The sequence below is a fragment of the Pseudoalteromonas sp. BSi20311 genome (assembly GCF_000239875.1).
Lineage (GTDB): Bacteria > Pseudomonadota > Gammaproteobacteria > Enterobacterales > Alteromonadaceae > Pseudoalteromonas.
Map to the genome: position 1 here is coordinate 1 of NZ_BADU01000069.1, position 16,556 is coordinate 16,556.

Annotated in this window: 16 protein-coding genes; 8 read left to right on the forward strand and 8 right to left on the reverse strand. The window is 39.6% G+C overall.

Going from position 1 to position 16,556, the window contains the following annotated elements; all coding sequences use genetic code 11:
• The first annotated feature begins 286 nt into the window (after window positions 1-286).
• From P20311_RS07575 to P20311_RS07600, 6 genes are all read left to right on the forward strand, one after another.
• Window positions 287-1,270, forward strand: a complete 984-nt coding sequence (locus tag P20311_RS07575) for a sensor histidine kinase (protein WP_008111366.1) — start codon at window positions 287-289, stop codon at window positions 1,268-1,270.
• The gene (locus tag P20311_RS07580; RefSeq protein ID WP_008111369.1) at window positions 1,270-2,064 is read left to right on the forward strand and encodes a LytTR family DNA-binding domain-containing protein; all 795 of its coding nucleotides are present in this window, start codon (window positions 1,270-1,272) and stop codon (window positions 2,062-2,064) included. The genes P20311_RS07575 and P20311_RS07580 overlap by 1 nt, the downstream gene beginning before the upstream one ends.
• 415 nt (window positions 2,065-2,479) lie before the next feature.
• A complete protein-coding gene (locus tag P20311_RS07585) occupies window positions 2,480-3,655 on the forward strand; it encodes an exo-beta-N-acetylmuramidase NamZ domain-containing protein (protein ID WP_008111371.1) in 1,176 nt (391 codons plus the stop codon).
• A gap of 4 nt (window positions 3,656-3,659) precedes the next feature.
• Window positions 3,660-5,324, forward strand: coding sequence for a penicillin binding protein PBP4B (pbp4b, locus tag P20311_RS07590; RefSeq protein ID WP_050949644.1), 1,665 nt, complete (start codon window positions 3,660-3,662; stop codon window positions 5,322-5,324).
• 107 nt (window positions 5,325-5,431) lie between these two features.
• On the forward strand, window positions 5,432-6,808 hold the full coding sequence (locus tag P20311_RS07595) for a Na+/H+ antiporter NhaC family protein (protein WP_008111375.1): 1,377 nt from the start codon (window positions 5,432-5,434) through the stop codon (window positions 6,806-6,808).
• A gap of 207 nt (window positions 6,809-7,015) precedes the next feature.
• A complete protein-coding gene (locus P20311_RS07600) occupies window positions 7,016-8,671 on the forward strand; it encodes a P-loop NTPase fold protein (protein WP_008111377.1) in 1,656 nt (551 codons plus the stop codon).
• An 84-nt stretch (window positions 8,672-8,755) separates the two neighbouring features.
• On the opposite strand, the gene P20311_RS07605 is transcribed toward P20311_RS07600, so the two are convergent.
• The 6 genes from P20311_RS07605 to P20311_RS07630 all read right to left on the reverse strand — a co-directional run bounded on the left by P20311_RS07605 (window position 8,756) and on the right by P20311_RS07630 (window position 12,442).
• Window positions 8,756-9,367 carry a hypothetical protein gene (locus tag P20311_RS07605; protein ID WP_008111378.1) on the reverse strand — a complete coding sequence of 204 codons (612 nt, stop codon included), beginning with the start codon at window positions 9,365-9,367 and terminating at the stop codon, window positions 8,756-8,758.
• On the reverse strand, window positions 9,354-9,944 hold the full coding sequence (locus P20311_RS07610; RefSeq protein ID WP_008111379.1) for a sigma-70 family RNA polymerase sigma factor: 591 nt from the start codon (window positions 9,942-9,944) through the stop codon (window positions 9,354-9,356). Before P20311_RS07610 ends, P20311_RS07605 begins: the two co-directional genes overlap by 14 nt.
• Window positions 9,945-9,958: 14 nt before the next feature.
• Window positions 9,959-10,591 (reverse strand): energy transducer TonB, encoded by a 633-nt coding sequence (locus P20311_RS07615; RefSeq protein ID WP_008111380.1) that lies wholly within the window; start codon window positions 10,589-10,591, stop codon window positions 9,959-9,961.
• A gap of 141 nt (window positions 10,592-10,732) precedes the next feature.
• The gene (locus P20311_RS07620; RefSeq protein WP_008111381.1) at window positions 10,733-11,413 is read right to left on the reverse strand and encodes a DUF799 domain-containing protein; all 681 of its coding nucleotides are present in this window, start codon (window positions 11,411-11,413) and stop codon (window positions 10,733-10,735) included.
• Window position 11,414: 1 nt separating this feature from the next.
• Entirely contained in the window at window positions 11,415-11,762 is a 348-nt protein-coding gene (locus P20311_RS07625; RefSeq protein ID WP_008111382.1) for a DUF4810 domain-containing protein, read from the reverse strand.
• Entirely contained in the window at window positions 11,759-12,442 is a 684-nt protein-coding gene (locus P20311_RS07630; RefSeq protein ID WP_008111383.1) for a CsgG/HfaB family protein, read from the reverse strand. The genes P20311_RS07625 and P20311_RS07630 overlap by 4 nt, the downstream gene beginning before the upstream one ends.
• A gap of 470 nt (window positions 12,443-12,912) precedes the next feature.
• Between P20311_RS07630 and P20311_RS07635 the strand changes: the two genes are divergently transcribed.
• A complete protein-coding gene (locus P20311_RS07635) occupies window positions 12,913-13,254 on the forward strand; it encodes a choline transporter (RefSeq protein ID WP_008111385.1) in 342 nt (113 codons plus the stop codon).
• A 61-nt stretch (window positions 13,255-13,315) separates the two neighbouring features.
• Here the strand turns inward: P20311_RS07635 and P20311_RS07640 are convergent, their stop codons facing one another.
• Together P20311_RS07640 and P20311_RS07645 are read right to left on the reverse strand one after the other, a co-directional pair.
• Window positions 13,316-14,653 (reverse strand): MFS transporter, encoded by a 1,338-nt coding sequence (locus tag P20311_RS07640; protein ID WP_008111386.1) that lies wholly within the window; start codon window positions 14,651-14,653, stop codon window positions 13,316-13,318.
• A 122-nt stretch (window positions 14,654-14,775) separates the two neighbouring features.
• Window positions 14,776-15,555 (reverse strand): hypothetical protein, encoded by a 780-nt coding sequence (locus tag P20311_RS07645; RefSeq protein ID WP_008111388.1) that lies wholly within the window; start codon window positions 15,553-15,555, stop codon window positions 14,776-14,778.
• Between the two features lie 256 nt (window positions 15,556-15,811).
• Between P20311_RS07645 and P20311_RS07650 the strand changes: the two genes are divergently transcribed.
• Entirely contained in the window at window positions 15,812-16,522 is a 711-nt protein-coding gene (locus tag P20311_RS07650) for a VC0807 family protein (protein ID WP_008111389.1), read from the forward strand.
• Window positions 16,523-16,556 lie beyond the last annotated feature (34 nt).

A 16,556-nucleotide genomic window follows, 5' to 3' on the forward strand; every position in this document is an offset into this window, starting at 1 on the left:
GCAATACCGTTAAATTGTAATGATGGCGATGTATCTGCAGAGATAACAGATGTACTGCGCGTAACTAGTCGTAACTTACGCTTAGCAATTGCAGATGTAACCTTAACGAAGAAGCCAGATAATAATGCTTCAAAATTAAATTGCGCAAATTAGCCACACTCAATGGCAGTCGACAAAGAAAAGATAATCGGCTGCCTTTAAAACTGGATCTACGAATGTGAATGCCAAAAACCCCAGAAGCCACCTTTTCTGGTTATTTCAAAGTTGTGGTTGGATTGTATATGCAATGCTAACTGAGCTGATGATTAAAATACCCAGCGAAGAGCCGTGGTCAATACACATACCGCATTTAATCATTGATGTAACATGTGGCTTTTTGATCACGCTAGCTTTAAGAAGAGCTTACAACTGCTCAAGCAAGCACGCATTCAAAACGAAAGTCGCATCACACTTAATACTGTTGTTAACTGCAACATTAGTTTGGACACAAATAAAGTGGGTCACTTTGCAATGGTTATATGGCAATGGCTGGCTTGCCATGTCGTGGTTTGACTTTGGTACTTGGACGTCAGCATCGTTAACTATGCTTTCAACATGGACTGCTTTTTATTATGCAATTAAAATTTATTTAGATAATTTAGAGCAAACTCAAAAAGCCGCCGAAGCGACGCACCTTGCCAAAGAGTCGCAACTTAAAATGCTACGATACCAGCTTAACCCGCATTTTATGTTTAACAGCATTAATGCCATTTGCACCTTAATCTTAAAAAAAGAAAGTTTGCAGGCTGTTAATATGCTCGAAAAACTATGTGACCTACTGCGCCATAGCTTGTATACCGACCCACTTGAAAAAGTAGCGATTAAAGAAGAAATTGCCATATTAAAAACCTACTTAGATATAGAGCAATGCCGATTTACCGACCGGTTAGAGGTTAATATAAGCGTTGATGAACCATGCAACGATTTATTAATCCCTTCTTTATTAATTCAACCGTTAGTCGAAAATGCCTTAAAACATGGCATGCGAGCAGATCAAAAAATGGTGATCACAATCAATGTTGAAAAAACAAAAACCGCATTGCTCATTAAAGTTGCAGATACTGGCAAAGGGTTTAACGACAATAAAAAATCAAAAAGAGGCATAGGCTTAGCTAATTGTGAGCAACGCTTAAAATTAATCTATGGAAACAGCCACCACATTGAAAAAGGCAATGCCAAAACAGGCGGCGCATGGCTGTGTATTTCTCTTCCTATTAATGGTTTGCAATAATGATGCGATTAAAAACTTTACTGGTTGACGATGAATACAGCGCAATTGAAGGGCTACGTATTCGTTTGGAAGCTTTTGACGAAATAGACGTGATTAGCAGTGCCCAAAGTGTTGATGAAGCAATTAATATACTGAACAAACATGACGTAGATTTAGTTTTTTTAGATATAGAAATGCCAACAAAATCAGGCTTTGAGTTAATTAAACATTTTCAGCCAGAAAGCTGCCCAGCGGTTATTTTTGTTACTGCTTTTCACCAACATGCGGTTAAAGCATTTGAAGTGCGCGCACTTGATTACTTACTTAAACCCGTTAAGTTAGACCGTTTAGCTGAAGCGATTGATAGAGTTATTAATACTGCAAAGCTAAATAGTAAAAACGAGCTAATTGAAGTACAGCAGTCATTGGTGAAAAATGATCCCGACGAAATCGCCGTTTCTGCTAATTCTGACTATAAATTTGAAGCCGAAAACTTAGTGATCCAAGATGCTAAAAACCCGATTCAAATAATTCCGTTTAAAGATATTTTATGGATCGATGCCGCAGGCGATTATATGTGTGTTCATACACTGATAGAAACCTATGTAATGCGAGCGCGTTTAAAAGATCTTGAAAAAAACACCTTACCAGAAGACTTCTTACGCATACATAAATCAACCATTGTTAATTTAAGCCACATCAAACAGCTCAATCCATTACGTAACTCTGAATACATGGCAGTGTTAGATAATGAAAAAAACCTAAAGGTGAGTAGAACGTACAGTAAAAATTTAAAAAGCTTAATAAAACAATAACGGTAGTTTTTTAGTAACACCACCGCCAACATTTTTAATGTAAACGTAGTTACGCTGCTTTTGGCTTATAAAGTTTTAATTACTTCTCTAAAAGCGCAGCGCCTCTTAACCTCTTTGTGAGTAACGCTCTTAAAAATTTAAATGCACAAAGAGAAATGAAAGAGGAGTAAATGAGAAGTTCACAATCTAAACGCCAGCAAGCTAAATTCTACAAATAATATCATCGTCAATTTTCAATGTGGACGTAGTGCTTACTTACGTTAGAAACACAGTTTCTCATTGCTAAAACCTAAAACCTAAAACCTAAAACCTAAAACCTAAAACCTAAAACCTAAAACCTAAAACCTAAAACCTAAGCTGCTCTTTAAACTCGGCTGTGTTATTTTGAACGTCTTGTTTAAAAGGATCTTGCTGTATGTTTAAAACCGTATTTTTTATATTCTTATTTATTTTAAGCGCACTTTTTACTGTTGCTACACATGCAAATGAGGCTAAACATGCAATCGCCGTTGGTGCAGAGCAATTTGCTTTGTACTTACCGCAATTAAAAAACAAACGTGTCGGGCTGGTGGTCAATCAAACTTCTGTAGTGGGTCAAACACATCTGGTTGATAGCTTGCTGGCTAAAAACATCAACATCACTAAAATTTTTGCACCTGAGCATGGCTTTCGAGGCGATCATGATGCGGGAGCGCATGTTAAAAACGCCGTTGATAGCAAAACCGGTATTGCGCTTATTTCTATTTACGGTAAACACAAAAAGCCAACCCCCGAGTCATTGCAAAATGTAGATGTAATTATTTTTGATATTCAAGACGTGGGCGTACGCTTTTATACCTACATAAGCTCTATGCATTACATGATGGAGGCAGCTGCAGAGCAAAGTGTTGAATTTATAGTACTCGATAGGCCAAATCCTAATATTGCTTATGTTGACGGCCCATTATTAGAACCAGAATTTAAATCGTTTGTGGGTATGCATCCAATCCCTGTATTACACGGTATGACGGTAGGCGAGCTTGCTAACATGATCAAAGGCGAGGGCTGGATCAATCAGGCTCGTGATTTAAAGCTAAACGTGATCCCTGTTGTCGGCTACAGCCGCACAACACCATACAGTTTGCCGGTAAAACCAAGCCCTAATTTACCCAACGATCAATCAATTGCGCTTTATCCATCACTTTGCTTTTTTGAAGCAACCCCTGTTAGCATAGGTAGAGGAACTGACTTTGCATTTCAGGTTATTGGTTATTCACCAGTAGCACTTGGGGACTTTAGCTTTACCCCGCGTTCAATAAAAGGCGCAGCGCTTAATCCTAAATTTAAAGACCAAATGGTGAAAGGGATTGATTTACGCCATAGTAATATCACAGGCTTAAACTTAAATTATTTAATTAATGCTTACCAGCAGCTTACACAGGCTAAGCAGGTGTTTTTTGAACGTGCCGATTTTATGGATAAACTCGCAGGAACTGATCAGCTCAGACTTGCCATAGAAGCGGGGCGAACAGCTGAGGAAATTAAGCAAAGTTGGCAAGCGGGGCTTGAGCAATTTAAACAGCAAAGAGCGCCTTATTTGCTCTACCAATAAAGGAATGAGTGTGTATTTAAATTTTTCCGTGTTAGCAAAGCGTACTTTTTTTAACGCGCTGACAATTGCGCTTTGCTTTATTATTACCGGTTGCAGTGGCGCAAGCAGTGCAATTAAATCTCAGCGCCCGTTTATTCCTAATCAAATACAGAGCCTCGCTAATGCGCAAGTTATTGCTACCTTTCCTGAGTCCAACCCCAGTAGCCGAGAATATGTAAATAATCGTGGGACCTTTAAAGCGTATAAAGGGCGCGGGCAATTATTACTACAAAATGAAAGCGCCTTAAGTGCCGATATTTATATTAATAATAAAAAGTTAGCGCTTGATACCCTGCAAAAAAATACTGAGTATGCCTTTAATTTAGGGCAGTACACTCACAACGGAGTTAACACTTTTAAGGTTGATAACATTCAACCTGCTGACGGCAGTTTAACGCTGCGATTTGCCTTTGCTACTCTAAATAGCTCAGCGGCTAAAACCATTGATTTTAGCGCGGTAGATAAGCTAATAGAAAAAGATGTAAGTGCGGGCTTTCCTGGTGCGGTACTAGCGATTCTTAAAGCGGGTAAGATATTAAAATTAACCGCTTATGGTGATGCCAAGCAATATCAGCAAAATGACTTAATGTTGTTACGCCCAGAGCCTATGCAAACAAATACACTCTTTGATTTAGCCTCAAACACAAAGATATTTGCCACTAACTTTGCACTAATGAAGCTTGTGAGCGAAGGGCGATTAAATATAAATAACAGAGTGAGTGATTACCTAACAGAATACCAAGGCGATGGACGAGAGCTGCGCCAAGTTAAAGACTTACTCACTCATAAAGCCGGTTATCCGCCAGTGTTCGACTTTCATCGAAAAGACACCCGCTATGGCGAGGTGTTTTTTTCACAAGCCAGCGACACCACCAAACAATTACTGCTTACCAGCGTGCCACTAGCCAGTGAGCCAAGCGCCCAGCATGTTTACTCTGACATTGATTACATGATTTTAGGTGTTTTAATTGAGCGTATTAGCGGCCAACCACTCGATGAATACCTAGAGCAGCATATTTACGCGCCTTTAAAGCTCAATAACACCTTATTTAACCCCCTTAAAAAAGGCTTTAACCGTCAGCAATTTGCCGCCACAGAGCTTAGTGGTAATACCCGAGATGGCCGTATTCATTTTGATAATATTCGCACCAATGTGTTGCAAGGACAGGTGCATGACGAGCGTGCTTTTTACTCACTTGATGGTGTAGCAGGCCATGCCGGACTATTTAGTAATGCCCCCGATTTAGCCGTTTTATGCCAAGTGTTACTCAACAAGGGCGGTTACGGCGATAAGCAAATTTTTAATGCCAGCAGCTTGGCGCAGTTTTTAACCCCACAAAGTACCGATGAAACCTACGGCTTAGGTTTTCGTCTTGCAGGAAATAATCAAGCGCGGCGCTGGCACTTTGGCCCGTATGCCAGCCCACAAGCTTATGGACACACAGGTTGGACTGGCACAGTAACTGTGATTGATCCCGCTTACGATTTAGCCATCATCTTACTTACCAATGCACGCCATTCACCAATTAAAGGTAGTGAAAAACGTTATCAGTTTGTAGGTAAAAACTATGAAACAGCTCAATATGGTTCTATTGTTTCATTAATTTATGAGGCGCTGTTAAATCAGTAAACTCAGTGAGTGACTTAATGGTGTAAATCTATTAAGTTAACTGCTTACTATTAACTAACCAAGGCTGTTAAAGCCGCGTTTATTATAAAAATTAAAAAGGTTTGTTTATGCATTGGTATTCTATTTTGCCACCGCTGATTGCCATTATTATTGTGTTTTGGCGCAAAGAAGTCATTATGGCGCTGCTTGTTGCGGTAATTTCATCGGAATTTTTACTCGCATTACAAGGTGAAGGAAATAGCGTATTTACTACGTTTTTAAATAGCATTGAACGCATAGTTGCTGTAGCAAGTTCCCCCGGTAATACCCGTATACTCATCTTTAGTATTTTAATAGGCGCCTTACTTGCCTATATTCGCGAATCTGGCGGTGTTGCTGCTACCGTTAATTTGTTGATGAACAAAGGCGTTGCGAAAAGTAAGCGCCAAGTGGGCTTTTTAACTATGTTTACCGGCGTTGCGGTATTTATAGAGTCAAACTTAAGTGTGCTTACCTCGGGTATTTTATCTCGCGGCCTGTTCGATAAATTTAAAATGAGCCGCGCGCGTTTAGCTTATATAATCGATAGCACCAGCGCACCTGTATGTATTTTAATATTACTAAACGGCTGGGGTGCATTTGTACTGGGCTTGTTAGGTAATTACGAATTAGGTGAGTCGGCAGTATCGGTATTGTGGGGCAGCGTAGGCTATAACTTTTACGCCATAATCACCCTGGTTATTGTTTTTTATACCATTGCGTTCGATAAAGTATACGGGCCAATGAAAGTAGCCGAGCAAAAGTTAGAGCTACAAAAGACCGAACTAAAAGAAGAAGTAACAGGCTCTAAAGCACGCTTTATGCTAGTGCCATTGCTTACGCTAATTGTTAGCATGGTCGGCTTTATGTTTTACACCGGTAACGGGGTACTTGCCGAGGGCAGCGGTTCAAAATCAGTATTGTATGCCACGGTACTGGCTATTGTTGTGGCCTATTGCTTAATGATTGGATCGCGCCAGTTTACCCACCACCAACTTGTTGATACCGGCTTTAAAGGCATGGGCGAATTACTCCCACTGGTAAGTATTGTATTGCTCTCGCTGACCTTGGGCGCAAGCTTAAAGGAGCTAGGTACAGGCGTGTTTGTGGCATCTTTGGTTGGCGATTACTTACCAATATATTTAATAGTGCCAGTGCTGTTTTTAACTGGCGCGGTTATGTCGTTTACTACAGGTACATCGTGGGGCACGTTTGCCATACTTATCCCCATTGGCGTACCGCTTATTCAAGCGCTTGGCTTACCGCCATCGCTGGTGGTAGGCGCTATTTTAGGCGGCGGGATATTTGGCGATCATTGTTCCCCTATATCCGACACCAGCGCAGTATCAGCCATCGCCTCAGGCTGTGACCTACTTACCCACGTTAAAACCCAATTACCCTATGCATTAGTAGGCGGTGGCCTAACGTTTATAGCTTACTTGGTAACGAGCTTAATTGTTTTGTAGGTTGGGTAGAGCGTAGCGAAACCCAACAAAGTGAGTGAGTTTAAAGCCTGCAAATCTGCAGGCTTTTTTGTTTAAGATTGATCACCACCGAGAGCACCGAGGCGCTACGCGCTACACAGAGATAAATAATAGCTTTTTATTAATAGGTTACGTTTATTGCATATTGTATGGCACTATGTGAAAAAGAATGATTTAAAGGGAAATTAAATGCACGATATTAAAGACTTCAACTGGAACAAGCCAAACCGTTTACTTGGGGAGTATTTTCCTGCTGATAAATTAGATCGAGCCCGCTACGCTACATTCTTATCAAGGCTATTGGCTCAAGAAGGTTTTGACAAAGCCAGACCTGATGAAGAGCAAAAGAAAAACTATGTATTGAATCTTAATGCAGAATGGGGAGCAGGTAAAACCTATTTTCTTAAGCGTTGGTCACAAGAATTAATAGTAGATTATCCTGTCGTTTATATTGATGCATGGCAGCAAGACTATTCAGACGATCCATTTTTAACTGTAATTGCGGGGATCATTAAGCAGCTACAACTTCAGGCGAAATTTGATATAACTATTCCTAAAAGCGCAGTTTCGATGTTTAAGGCTGTTGCACCCGCTATTGCACAAGGCTTAACTAAAAAAATATCAGGCATAGATATAGATGAACTGCATGCATTGTTATTTTCTGATGATGAAATTGATAACGATCAGAATCAAAATACCAATAAGCTGACTGGTAGCGACTTTTCACCAGCAGTAAAAGCGCTTGCACAAAATTTGATTAAAGATCATGAAGCAAAAAATAAAAGTATCGAAGTAATAAAGTCTAAGTTAGCAGACTGGGTCAGTAAGTTTGAAAAGCAGGAAGATAAGTCATTACCGATATTTATTTTTATTGATGAATTAGACCGTTGTCGCCCAAGTTATGCGGTCGAAATGCTAGAGACTATTAAGCACATTTTTGATGTTAAAGGCATCGTGTTTGTTGTGGCAACAGATACTGAGCAATTGCAGCATACAATCAAATCAATTTATGGTGAAGGGTTTGACGCTAAGATTTATTTAGGTCGCTTTTTTAATAGTCGCTATAGCTTAAAGCGTCCTGCTTTGAAGGATTTTTTATCAGTACATAGTGATACAACTAAATTTGAATCTGCGTATTTAAAAAGTAAAAATATTGAGCTACTCCCCCGCACAGAAATCCCCGAAACTGCTTTAGCTAATATCTCAGTTGTTTTAGATGCGTTCCAGGTGCCGCCTAGAACAGCTATTCAAATTACTGAACGCATTACTGCCATTATTGTAAATTTACCAAGTGATAAAAAAGTAGATGTACTCGTACTCGCTGTTTTGTTTTGTATCTATGAAAAAGATCACCCTCTTTATGAAGAAATTATAAATGGTAGATTTAAGAGAACAAAATTAAATAAGAAAGGTGAAACACCAAATATAAGGTTATCTGATTATTTATCAGAAAAAATACTACCCCGAGACTTAGAAAGAGATGTTATATTTTTTATTGATTCAAAATTATATAGCAAGGATCTGAACTGTATAATTAACCGCTACAAAGATACGAAGAAAGTAATTAAATTAAAGCATTACATAGAGTATTTTTTCTGCCAAATTTTTATAGTTGAAACATCACTTGTTTTTGCAGGATTTGGAAACACGCGGGGGGGGAAGTTAACTGAATTAGAGCAAGCTGAAAATGAATTACGGGAATGCAATGATTCTACTCAATATGAAGTGGCTAAGTCTTTGATTAAATATATTTATGTAAAAGACGCATATAACAAAATTACTAAAGAGCAATATCGTGATTTTATAGAGCTTTCCTCACCATTAGATTATATGGGCGATAGTTAACTACCTCTGTGCAGCGCGAAGCGCCTCTGTGTTCTCGGTGGTAATTTATCTAAATTACCACCAATCTTAACTGAGCTAAACCACCTAAGCCCCGCACATCTTAACCCCAGCCCCAGCATGCTTCAGCGCAATAATCTGCCCTTTGCCGTTATGCGCCATAGCGAGCATATCACCGGTATTGATATTACTTTCTACTGCGTGTCTTCCCTTTAAATCACTGAGCAGTGACTGCTTAATTTGTACCAGTACTTCGTCATTGCAGCTGGCTATGTACCAGTCGTTGTCGACCTTTACGAGCGTGCCGTATTCTATATGGTGTTGTTGATGGCGGCGTAAGTCGTTTGCTAGTTGGGTGTCGAGCGCGCGTTTTTGTTGCGTTATGGTGCTTGCGTAGCTACCTGTTTGATCTATTTCATGCGTTGTTATAAACGAGTAGTCGTGTATGTCTATGGTGTTTAATACGGTTTTAGGGGCAGTATTTATCACGTTGCTACTGTCGAGCACTATAAAAGCCAGTAAGCCCAATGCGCAGGTAAGGCTTGTGAGTTGCAGAGAAAAGCCAAGCTTTTTAGGTTGTTTTTGGATTACGCTATGTTTTAACGCCTGTTGCTGAGCGTGCGAAAGTCTGGTACGTGCTTTTCGCTCATTATAATGTTGTGTGAGCTTTTCATTAAACTGCTCATCAGGCTTGTTCATTACGGTCTCCTAATAATTGTTTTAGGTTTTGTTTGGCGTAGCGTAGCCTTGTTTTTATGGTTTGGGCGTTGCTTTGCGTTATAAGCTCTATGTCGGCAAGGCTAAAGCCTTCTTGTTGTAAGGTGATGGCTTCGCGCTGCACAAAGCTAAGTTGCTTGAGCGCAGCATTAAACGCTTCATAACTTATGTGTGTGTCACCTATATGCGAATCACTATTTGTTAATTCATTTTGATTGTTATTTTGCGCAGGCAGTTGGCTGTTTTCGTCAAGCTCTACAAAGTGTTGCTGTTTGCGGTATTCGTCTACTAATGTGTTACGTGCTAGTCGAAACAACCAGGCTTTGGGCGTGGTTTGTGCTTGGTACAGATGGCGCTTTTCAATAACCTTTAGCCATGTTTGTTGGCTTACGTCGTATGCTAAATGTGTATTAGACTGGGTAACTAAGTAATGATATAAATCGTTACTGTATAAGGCAATAAGCTGCTCTAAGTGGCGGTTGTCGCCACTTTTTGCATACCGCGCCATGCAGTCTTTGCTTGGCGCTTCAAATAACCATGACTTAATACTCAATAGCATAGGCGCTTATTCCTTTACTGCGAACTGTCTAATTTAAAATCAAGCTGTACGGTTTGACCTGTTTGTAATTGTGCCACACCTTCAATTACTTTTGGACGATATTTCCAGCGCTTAATGGCGCGAAGTGCTTCGCGATCAAATATGCGTTTTGGCTCCGAATTTACTACCGTGGCATCAATCACTTCACCAGTGGGTGAAATATTAAAGCTAAGTTGCACCCAGCCTTCTATACCATCACGTGCCGCGCTAGTTGGGTACTTTGGATTTATGCGCACAATGGGTGAAGCATCTCCCGTAGGGCGGGTAAGTGTTTGCTTCATATCGTTACCAAATCCGTCAATTACTATGGGTGGTGCTGTGCTTATTGCTGTTATTGGCTCATTACTAGGTGTTACACGTGGTGGTGCTTTAGGCGGCACTTTAGGTGTGGGTGGTGGCGGTATTCTTTTAATATGCGTGGTTTGTTTATCTTCTGGTGCTTGAAAAATCTCAACAGTAATATCATCACCCAATTTTATAGGTGCTCTTTGTTCGCCACTAATTAAGTATTGCATAAAGGCAAATGCAATAAAGGTCATCACAGCACCGCCAATAACAGCTGTTGATGTTTTGAACATGGGGTTTTTAGGAAATTCAAGTGTGTGCATAAGCCGCTCCAAATTAACTTATTATGTTGTTTCAGAGCTATAACGGTTGGCAAATAGAAAAGGGGTGAAATAGTTTTAAAATTTAATTAATTAAAAAGCCGAGTTAGTATTTAACTCGGCTTTTGTATATTTAATTAAAAATTACTGTTTCTTTTCACTTAGCGCGGGCTGGCCGTAGTTTGGCGAGCGTGGGCCATACAATAAGCCATTGTATGTATCTGATGAAAGTAAACGATTAGAAGTAATTGCAGCAATTTCAAAGCCTTTATCACTCACTGTTTCAGCAATTTGATTAATAGCTGCAACAACTAGCATTCCGACTAAGCCACCACCCGTGTTGTTGTTTTGTTGCTCAGCAGACGATGCTCTTGCCTTATCCTGCCATAGGACTTCGCCAGTGCGTAAATCAACAAGTTTTGCTGATACAGTGACCGCTGTTTCACTTGAAATAACGACGTAGCTAGTACCGTATTCTTCAATGTTGATATATAAGGCTGAATCAGCACCAAAAATATCATGTAGCTTTTTAACGGGCACTTGGTGAATATCGTTTGCAACCGTTAAACCATTACCTTTAAAGGTTTGATCAACAACCGCAACAGGAAATACATAAAAACCTGATTCAGCGATAGGAGTCATCATTTGTGTCATTACGCTATAAGGCGCGATGACTTCTGGTGTGTTGTTTAAAGGAGGCAACACAAGAATTGAATGAGGATCTGCTTGTCTAAATGCACTGTAATCATGGCTCGGTGGCGGTGATACACAGCCTGCGAGTGCTGTTAATAATGTTGCGATAGAGATTAGCTTTAAATAACGCATATTAAGCACCCTTTGCCGATTTTAGAAGAAAGTCGATGTACTGAACTGATTCAGGAAATAATTGTTTTTCTGTTTCAAAATGAGCAATACCTTGCACAGCATTGCCTGTATCAAAATACAGCATACCTAAATGAGCATGTAATCCTGGTGCTATTGCTTTACTGTTATTAGCTGCATCAGCAATAACCTGCTCTAGAATAGTTATTTGCTCTTCAACCGAAACTTCATCTGCTTTTAAATAAGCATAAACGGCGCTGTTATAGTCACCGTAATAATAAAGAGGTTCTTTGGTGTTATTACACCCAGTAAGCGCGACGCATACTATAGCGGTAGCGATTAGCTTTTTCATGCTTTACTACCCCATTGACCCGATTCAAGACCAGTAACTAGTTTATTTACCACTTCACGAATCGCTAAATCGAGTACTTTTCCGTTTAATGTTGCATCGTATGAAGCTGTGCTACCAAAGCCAACTACTTCACGCTCTGATAAGCTGTACTCGCCAGCACCTTGTACTGAGTAAATAACTTCTGATGTTGTTACATCAACAATGTTAAGTGTTACTTTGGCGTATGCAATTTGTGATTTGCCTTTTCCTAGTAAACCGAATAATTGGCGATCACCTATGGCTTTACGGCCAAATTCAGTTACATCGCCAGTTACTACAAACTTTGCACCGCTAATTACTTGCTTTGCGCCTGTTAATTTAGCTTCTTCTGCAAGTGCTTGCATATTGTCGCGATCCAGCACACTAAAACGGTTAGTTTGTTGTAAGTGGCTCATTAAGGTTGTTTTTGCTTGGCTACCTAAGCGATCTTGGCCTGATGAAAATATACCATTTTGAAAACTTGAGCGATTTACAAACTGACCCACAACTAATTTACTCTTGGTGCCAGAGTAAGTGGTGTTGTAAGTTGCGACTGTTGGTGTGTCTATAGCTTTTGATGAAGTAGTTGCACAACCAGATAAAGTGGCAGCTGCAAGTGCAGCAATAAGGGCTGTTGCTAAATGTTTTTTATTTTTTAACATGAAATTTTCCAATGTTCGTTGGGGGTAAATAATTAAACGAACACTTGGGGATGTACTTATACTGATAAGCTTATGACATTATTCAAGAATCCGTTCCGTGCCCATTTATAAACAAAAAGCGATAAATATGCAATTATTATTACTTTTCATTGTTAATAGATGTTAACAAGCGTTAATGAGTACTAACTTCTATTGCTTAAATACTATTAATATTTTCTCTGATTTTGTCGGCTAACTTTTTAGATGCATCATTTAATTGCGGCTGTAAGTGCAGGACTATTTCGGTAGGCGATAAGTCGGGTAGTCCATGGGTTATTTAAATCACTGCGTGTGGAAGTGATTAAACGCGATAATATTCAGCACCTTAATCAGGCTACACCAAGCAGTTTGTCGCGTATCCAAGATGTGGGCTGGCAGCAGCATTTATCGCATTTAATTGCTATGCCACAAAAACAGAAGCGCTGGAATTTATGCATACCAATATTATTGATGCCATGAGCGATGTGGCTGAGGTATTTAAAAATGAAGGCTTAGAAACTCGTGTTGATGTTGACCAAACTCACTGTGCTTTAGTCGTGGGGCATGGCAGTGAAACCGACTTTATTTATGGAACTTGGGCGCGTGAAACATCAATACCTACCTTTATGGGGGAGCGCAGCGATATTAAGCATACTTCTCAGTATTATATTGAGGTGTACTTGCAAGAGGGTTCTCAGCAATACAATATTTGTGGCTACAGTAAAAATCAGTTAATTGCTGATATTATTGACCAATACGAAAAGTACTTATACTTTTTACATCAAGTGCGTTAATCGGCTTTTATACTCGCCCAATAATGAGCGCGATTGAGTTACTAAAATGCATAGCTAAGCGCTATGCATTTTTTTGCTCGTTTTCCAGGTCTTTAAACAGCTTGCCTTGGGGATGCTCAAAAAATTCATCATCATCTTCATCTTCTTCTTCATCTACAACCAGCATTTGATCTTGTGCTGTGGTTTCTTCAATGCGCGGATCCATCGTAGCGGCCAGTGGCGAGTTTGTAACATCGGATGTACCGACCACATAATCACTGGGTTCAGGCTGTTCAACTTTTTGTTTTGAGTTAATAAAGGTCAGCAGTAAATACATGGCCACGGTTAATAGTGAAATAGACGCATACAATGCTGGGTGACCAAAGTAGCTCATAAGCTGTGCGTTAACTGTTGAGCCTATTGCAGCACCAGCGCCAAAAGCGACTAATAATGCAGATGATACGCCTACGCGTTCTTCGTCTTCAACCCGCGAATTGGCCAGTGCCGAACACAGCGGATATAAAGTAAAGGCAAACAAACCAAATATAAAAGTGAGTATGTAGGCAATAGGCTGTGAGGTAGGTAATAAAAACAATGCCAAACTTACAATTCCGATAGCTGCTGCATTAGTACGAATTAACACACTGCGGCGAATACGGTCGGAGAGCATCCCCATAGGCCATTGTGCTAACAAGCCAGCAAAAATAGTCACCGACATAAAAATAGCAATTTCAGCGGCGCCAAAGCCAGATAGCTTAGCAAAAATAGGCGCTAGACCATAAAAACTACCATTAATAATGCCCGCGAAATGTACCGCAGTAAGCGACTGAGGCACCTTTTTAGCGTAATCAAATAGGCTCATTTTTATCGGTTTTAACGGTTTTGGGTGAATTCTGCGAGTGATAGAAATTGGAATAATGCCGATAGCCAACGCCATGCACACTAAAAATAGCGGCGCATACCCTAGCTCAGGAAATTGTGCGAGCGCTAGTTGCCCTAAAATCATGCCTAGGTAGGAGGTGATCATATAAAAAGAGAAGACTCGCCCGCGAGATTCAGGCGCTGATTGCTCGTTTAGCCAGCTTTCTAGCACCATGTAATTACACATCATACCTAAGCCAACAAACAGCCTTAAAGCAAGCCATATGTATAGGTTATCGCTTACCCCGTGGGCGGCCACACAGGCTGTCACAGCAGCGGTACTGGCGGCAAAGGTTCTAATGTGGCCTACCGATTTTATTAGGTGGTAACCAAGTTTAGAGCCCAGCAACAAGCCAAGGTAATAACACGAGGTCATTAAGCCTATCCAAAATGTGGACGTGCCTTGCTTACCTAAATACAGGGCTAAATAGGTTGTAAGTAAGCCGGTACCAATAATTAAAAATAAATTGGCAAAATACAGTGATGGAAATGATTTCATTAAAATGCAAATTATTGAGCTAAGACAATTAGATACTAGAGCAAGCGCCGATGTTTTCCAAGCTGTATAAATCAGTTTTTATAGGCCAGCTATATGTAAACTGTAAATATGTATTATTAATATCATGAGCGCATGAAGTAATCATTTAACAGTATTTTCATTTCACCATTTTGTAGGTATTCAGCTATTTTTTTATTTATTTTATCGAAGTCTTTTTTATAGCGGGGGTGGCAAATAATATTGTCGTTTATTTCTACTGGTGAATAGCTGTCACTATAAGGGAGGTGAGAGTTTATGTTTAATTCTTTATATGCAAAGGTAATATCGGGGTAAAAAGCCAAGATTAAATCGACCCGGCCAAGTAACAGCAGTTGCAAGCTTTCCATTTCGCTATTTACTTCTATAACTATTTTGGCCTTTTCTTTTATTCTATCTAGCTCACGGCTACTGGGTACCCCTCTAACAATACTAACAATATCGTTATCATCAATATGCCCTAAGTTCGAAATAATCCGCTCTGGGCTATTAGACACCACTTTGATCAGCGCTTTATTATATGGAGTACTGTGTAAAATATTATTTGGTAGAGCAATGCCCTCAGAGCCATCAAAGGTGTCTTCTCCAGGTGCGTAGCAAGCAACGCGATCTTTTAAAAACTCCAGTTTGGCACGCTTCATTGGCATGATTTCAATAATATATTTTTTATTTAGCTCAGTATCTTCAAGGGCTTTGGTTAACAACGCATGATAAACCCCTTGCTCTTCATTATTGGCTGCATGTTGAAAGAGTCCACTTAATTCTGCAACAGCAATAATATGTTTAGCATTTACGGGTTGATGAAAACAAGCAATTAATAAAAGCAACCAAAGGGATGGTTTATAAAAATACTGAGCAATGAGCATGGATTGAAGCTAATTTATTTTTTATAGGTTAAATATAGTCTTTGAGAACCTAAATTACGACCGATGATTTAATTTAACGGCTTAATTTATACCTATTTCATGGCAGTGTAAGCTCCACATAATAAAATAATACGATTTAGTGCTGCGCTAGAATAGCGGCTGTATTGCAGGTATTATGTTTCAAGGCACTTTAAAACATTATTTACTCCACACAGGAGGAAAGTGATGGCAGCAGTAATATTTTTTGGAATTAACAATGACCAGTCATAATCAAGCCACAAAGCAGCGTAAAAAAAATAATCCGCTTATCGAAATAGTATTTAATATCATCATTCCTTCAGTCATTTTAATGAAGTTCTCTGGCCCTGAATATTTAGGCAGTGTGGTTGGCTTAATTGTGGCGCTCATATTTCCTATTAGTTATGGTATTTATGATTTTATAAAAGCGGGCTCATTAAACTTTATTTCACTTTTGGGCTTTTTAAGTACTTTACTTACCGGTGGTATAGCGCTGTTTGAGCTTAACGTTGAGTGGTTAGCAATTAAAGAAGCGGCTATACCGGCAATTATTGGTTTTACAGTGCTAATGTCGGGCTTTTTTGGTAAGCCCTTGCTAGCCAAACTTTTATTAAACTCACTTTTATTCAAGTTAGACACTATTTACGATGCCCTTGCTGAACGCGGCAATACGCAAAGCTTTAAACAAAAAATTACTAACGCTAATTACTTATTAGCGCTGACCTTTGTGTTTTCATCAACTATGAATTACCTCTTAGCTAAATGGATTGTTACTAGCCCCGCAGGAAGTGTGGAATTTAACGAACAACTTGGTGAAATGACCCTGTTAAGTTATCCCGTTATTGCCATTCCTTCTATGCTGATGCTTATTGGTATTTTTATATATGTAATTAAAGTGCTGACTAAGCTAACCGGTATGAAGTTTGAAGAAATGGTTAATGCCGAGTAGATAAAACGCATAAAGAAAACCGTTGTTTAACAAC

Bases quoted from the DNA above. Each gene is read 5' to 3' on its own strand.
- P20311_RS07575 (WP_008111366.1), top strand. From the start codon at position 287: ATGCTAACTGAGCTGATGATTAAAATACCCAGCGAAGAGCCGTGGTCA.
- P20311_RS07580 (WP_008111369.1), top strand. From the start codon at position 1,270: ATGATGCGATTAAAAACTTTACTGGTTGACGATGAATACAGCGCAATT.
- P20311_RS07585 (WP_008111371.1), top strand. From the start codon at position 2,480: ATGTTTAAAACCGTATTTTTTATATTCTTATTTATTTTAAGCGCACTT.
- pbp4b (WP_050949644.1), top strand. From the start codon at position 3,660: ATGAGTGTGTATTTAAATTTTTCCGTGTTAGCAAAGCGTACTTTTTTT.
- P20311_RS07595 (WP_008111375.1), top strand. From the start codon at position 5,432: ATGCATTGGTATTCTATTTTGCCACCGCTGATTGCCATTATTATTGTG.
- P20311_RS07600 (WP_008111377.1), top strand. From the start codon at position 7,016: ATGCACGATATTAAAGACTTCAACTGGAACAAGCCAAACCGTTTACTT.
- P20311_RS07605 (WP_008111378.1), bottom strand. From the start codon at position 9,367: ATGAACAAGCCTGATGAGCAGTTTAATGAAAAGCTCACACAACATTAT.
- P20311_RS07610 (WP_008111379.1), bottom strand. From the start codon at position 9,944: ATGCTATTGAGTATTAAGTCATGGTTATTTGAAGCGCCAAGCAAAGAC.
- P20311_RS07615 (WP_008111380.1), bottom strand. From the start codon at position 10,591: ATGCACACACTTGAATTTCCTAAAAACCCCATGTTCAAAACATCAACA.
- P20311_RS07620 (WP_008111381.1), bottom strand. From the start codon at position 11,413: ATGCGTTATTTAAAGCTAATCTCTATCGCAACATTATTAACAGCACTC.
- P20311_RS07625 (WP_008111382.1), bottom strand. From the start codon at position 11,762: ATGAAAAAGCTAATCGCTACCGCTATAGTATGCGTCGCGCTTACTGGG.
- P20311_RS07630 (WP_008111383.1), bottom strand. From the start codon at position 12,442: ATGTTAAAAAATAAAAAACATTTAGCAACAGCCCTTATTGCTGCACTT.
- P20311_RS07635 (WP_008111385.1), top strand. From the start codon at position 12,913: ATGCATACCAATATTATTGATGCCATGAGCGATGTGGCTGAGGTATTT.
- P20311_RS07640 (WP_008111386.1), bottom strand. From the start codon at position 14,653: ATGAAATCATTTCCATCACTGTATTTTGCCAATTTATTTTTAATTATT.
- P20311_RS07645 (WP_008111388.1), bottom strand. From the start codon at position 15,555: ATGCTCATTGCTCAGTATTTTTATAAACCATCCCTTTGGTTGCTTTTA.
- P20311_RS07650 (WP_008111389.1), top strand. From the start codon at position 15,812: ATGACCAGTCATAATCAAGCCACAAAGCAGCGTAAAAAAAATAATCCG.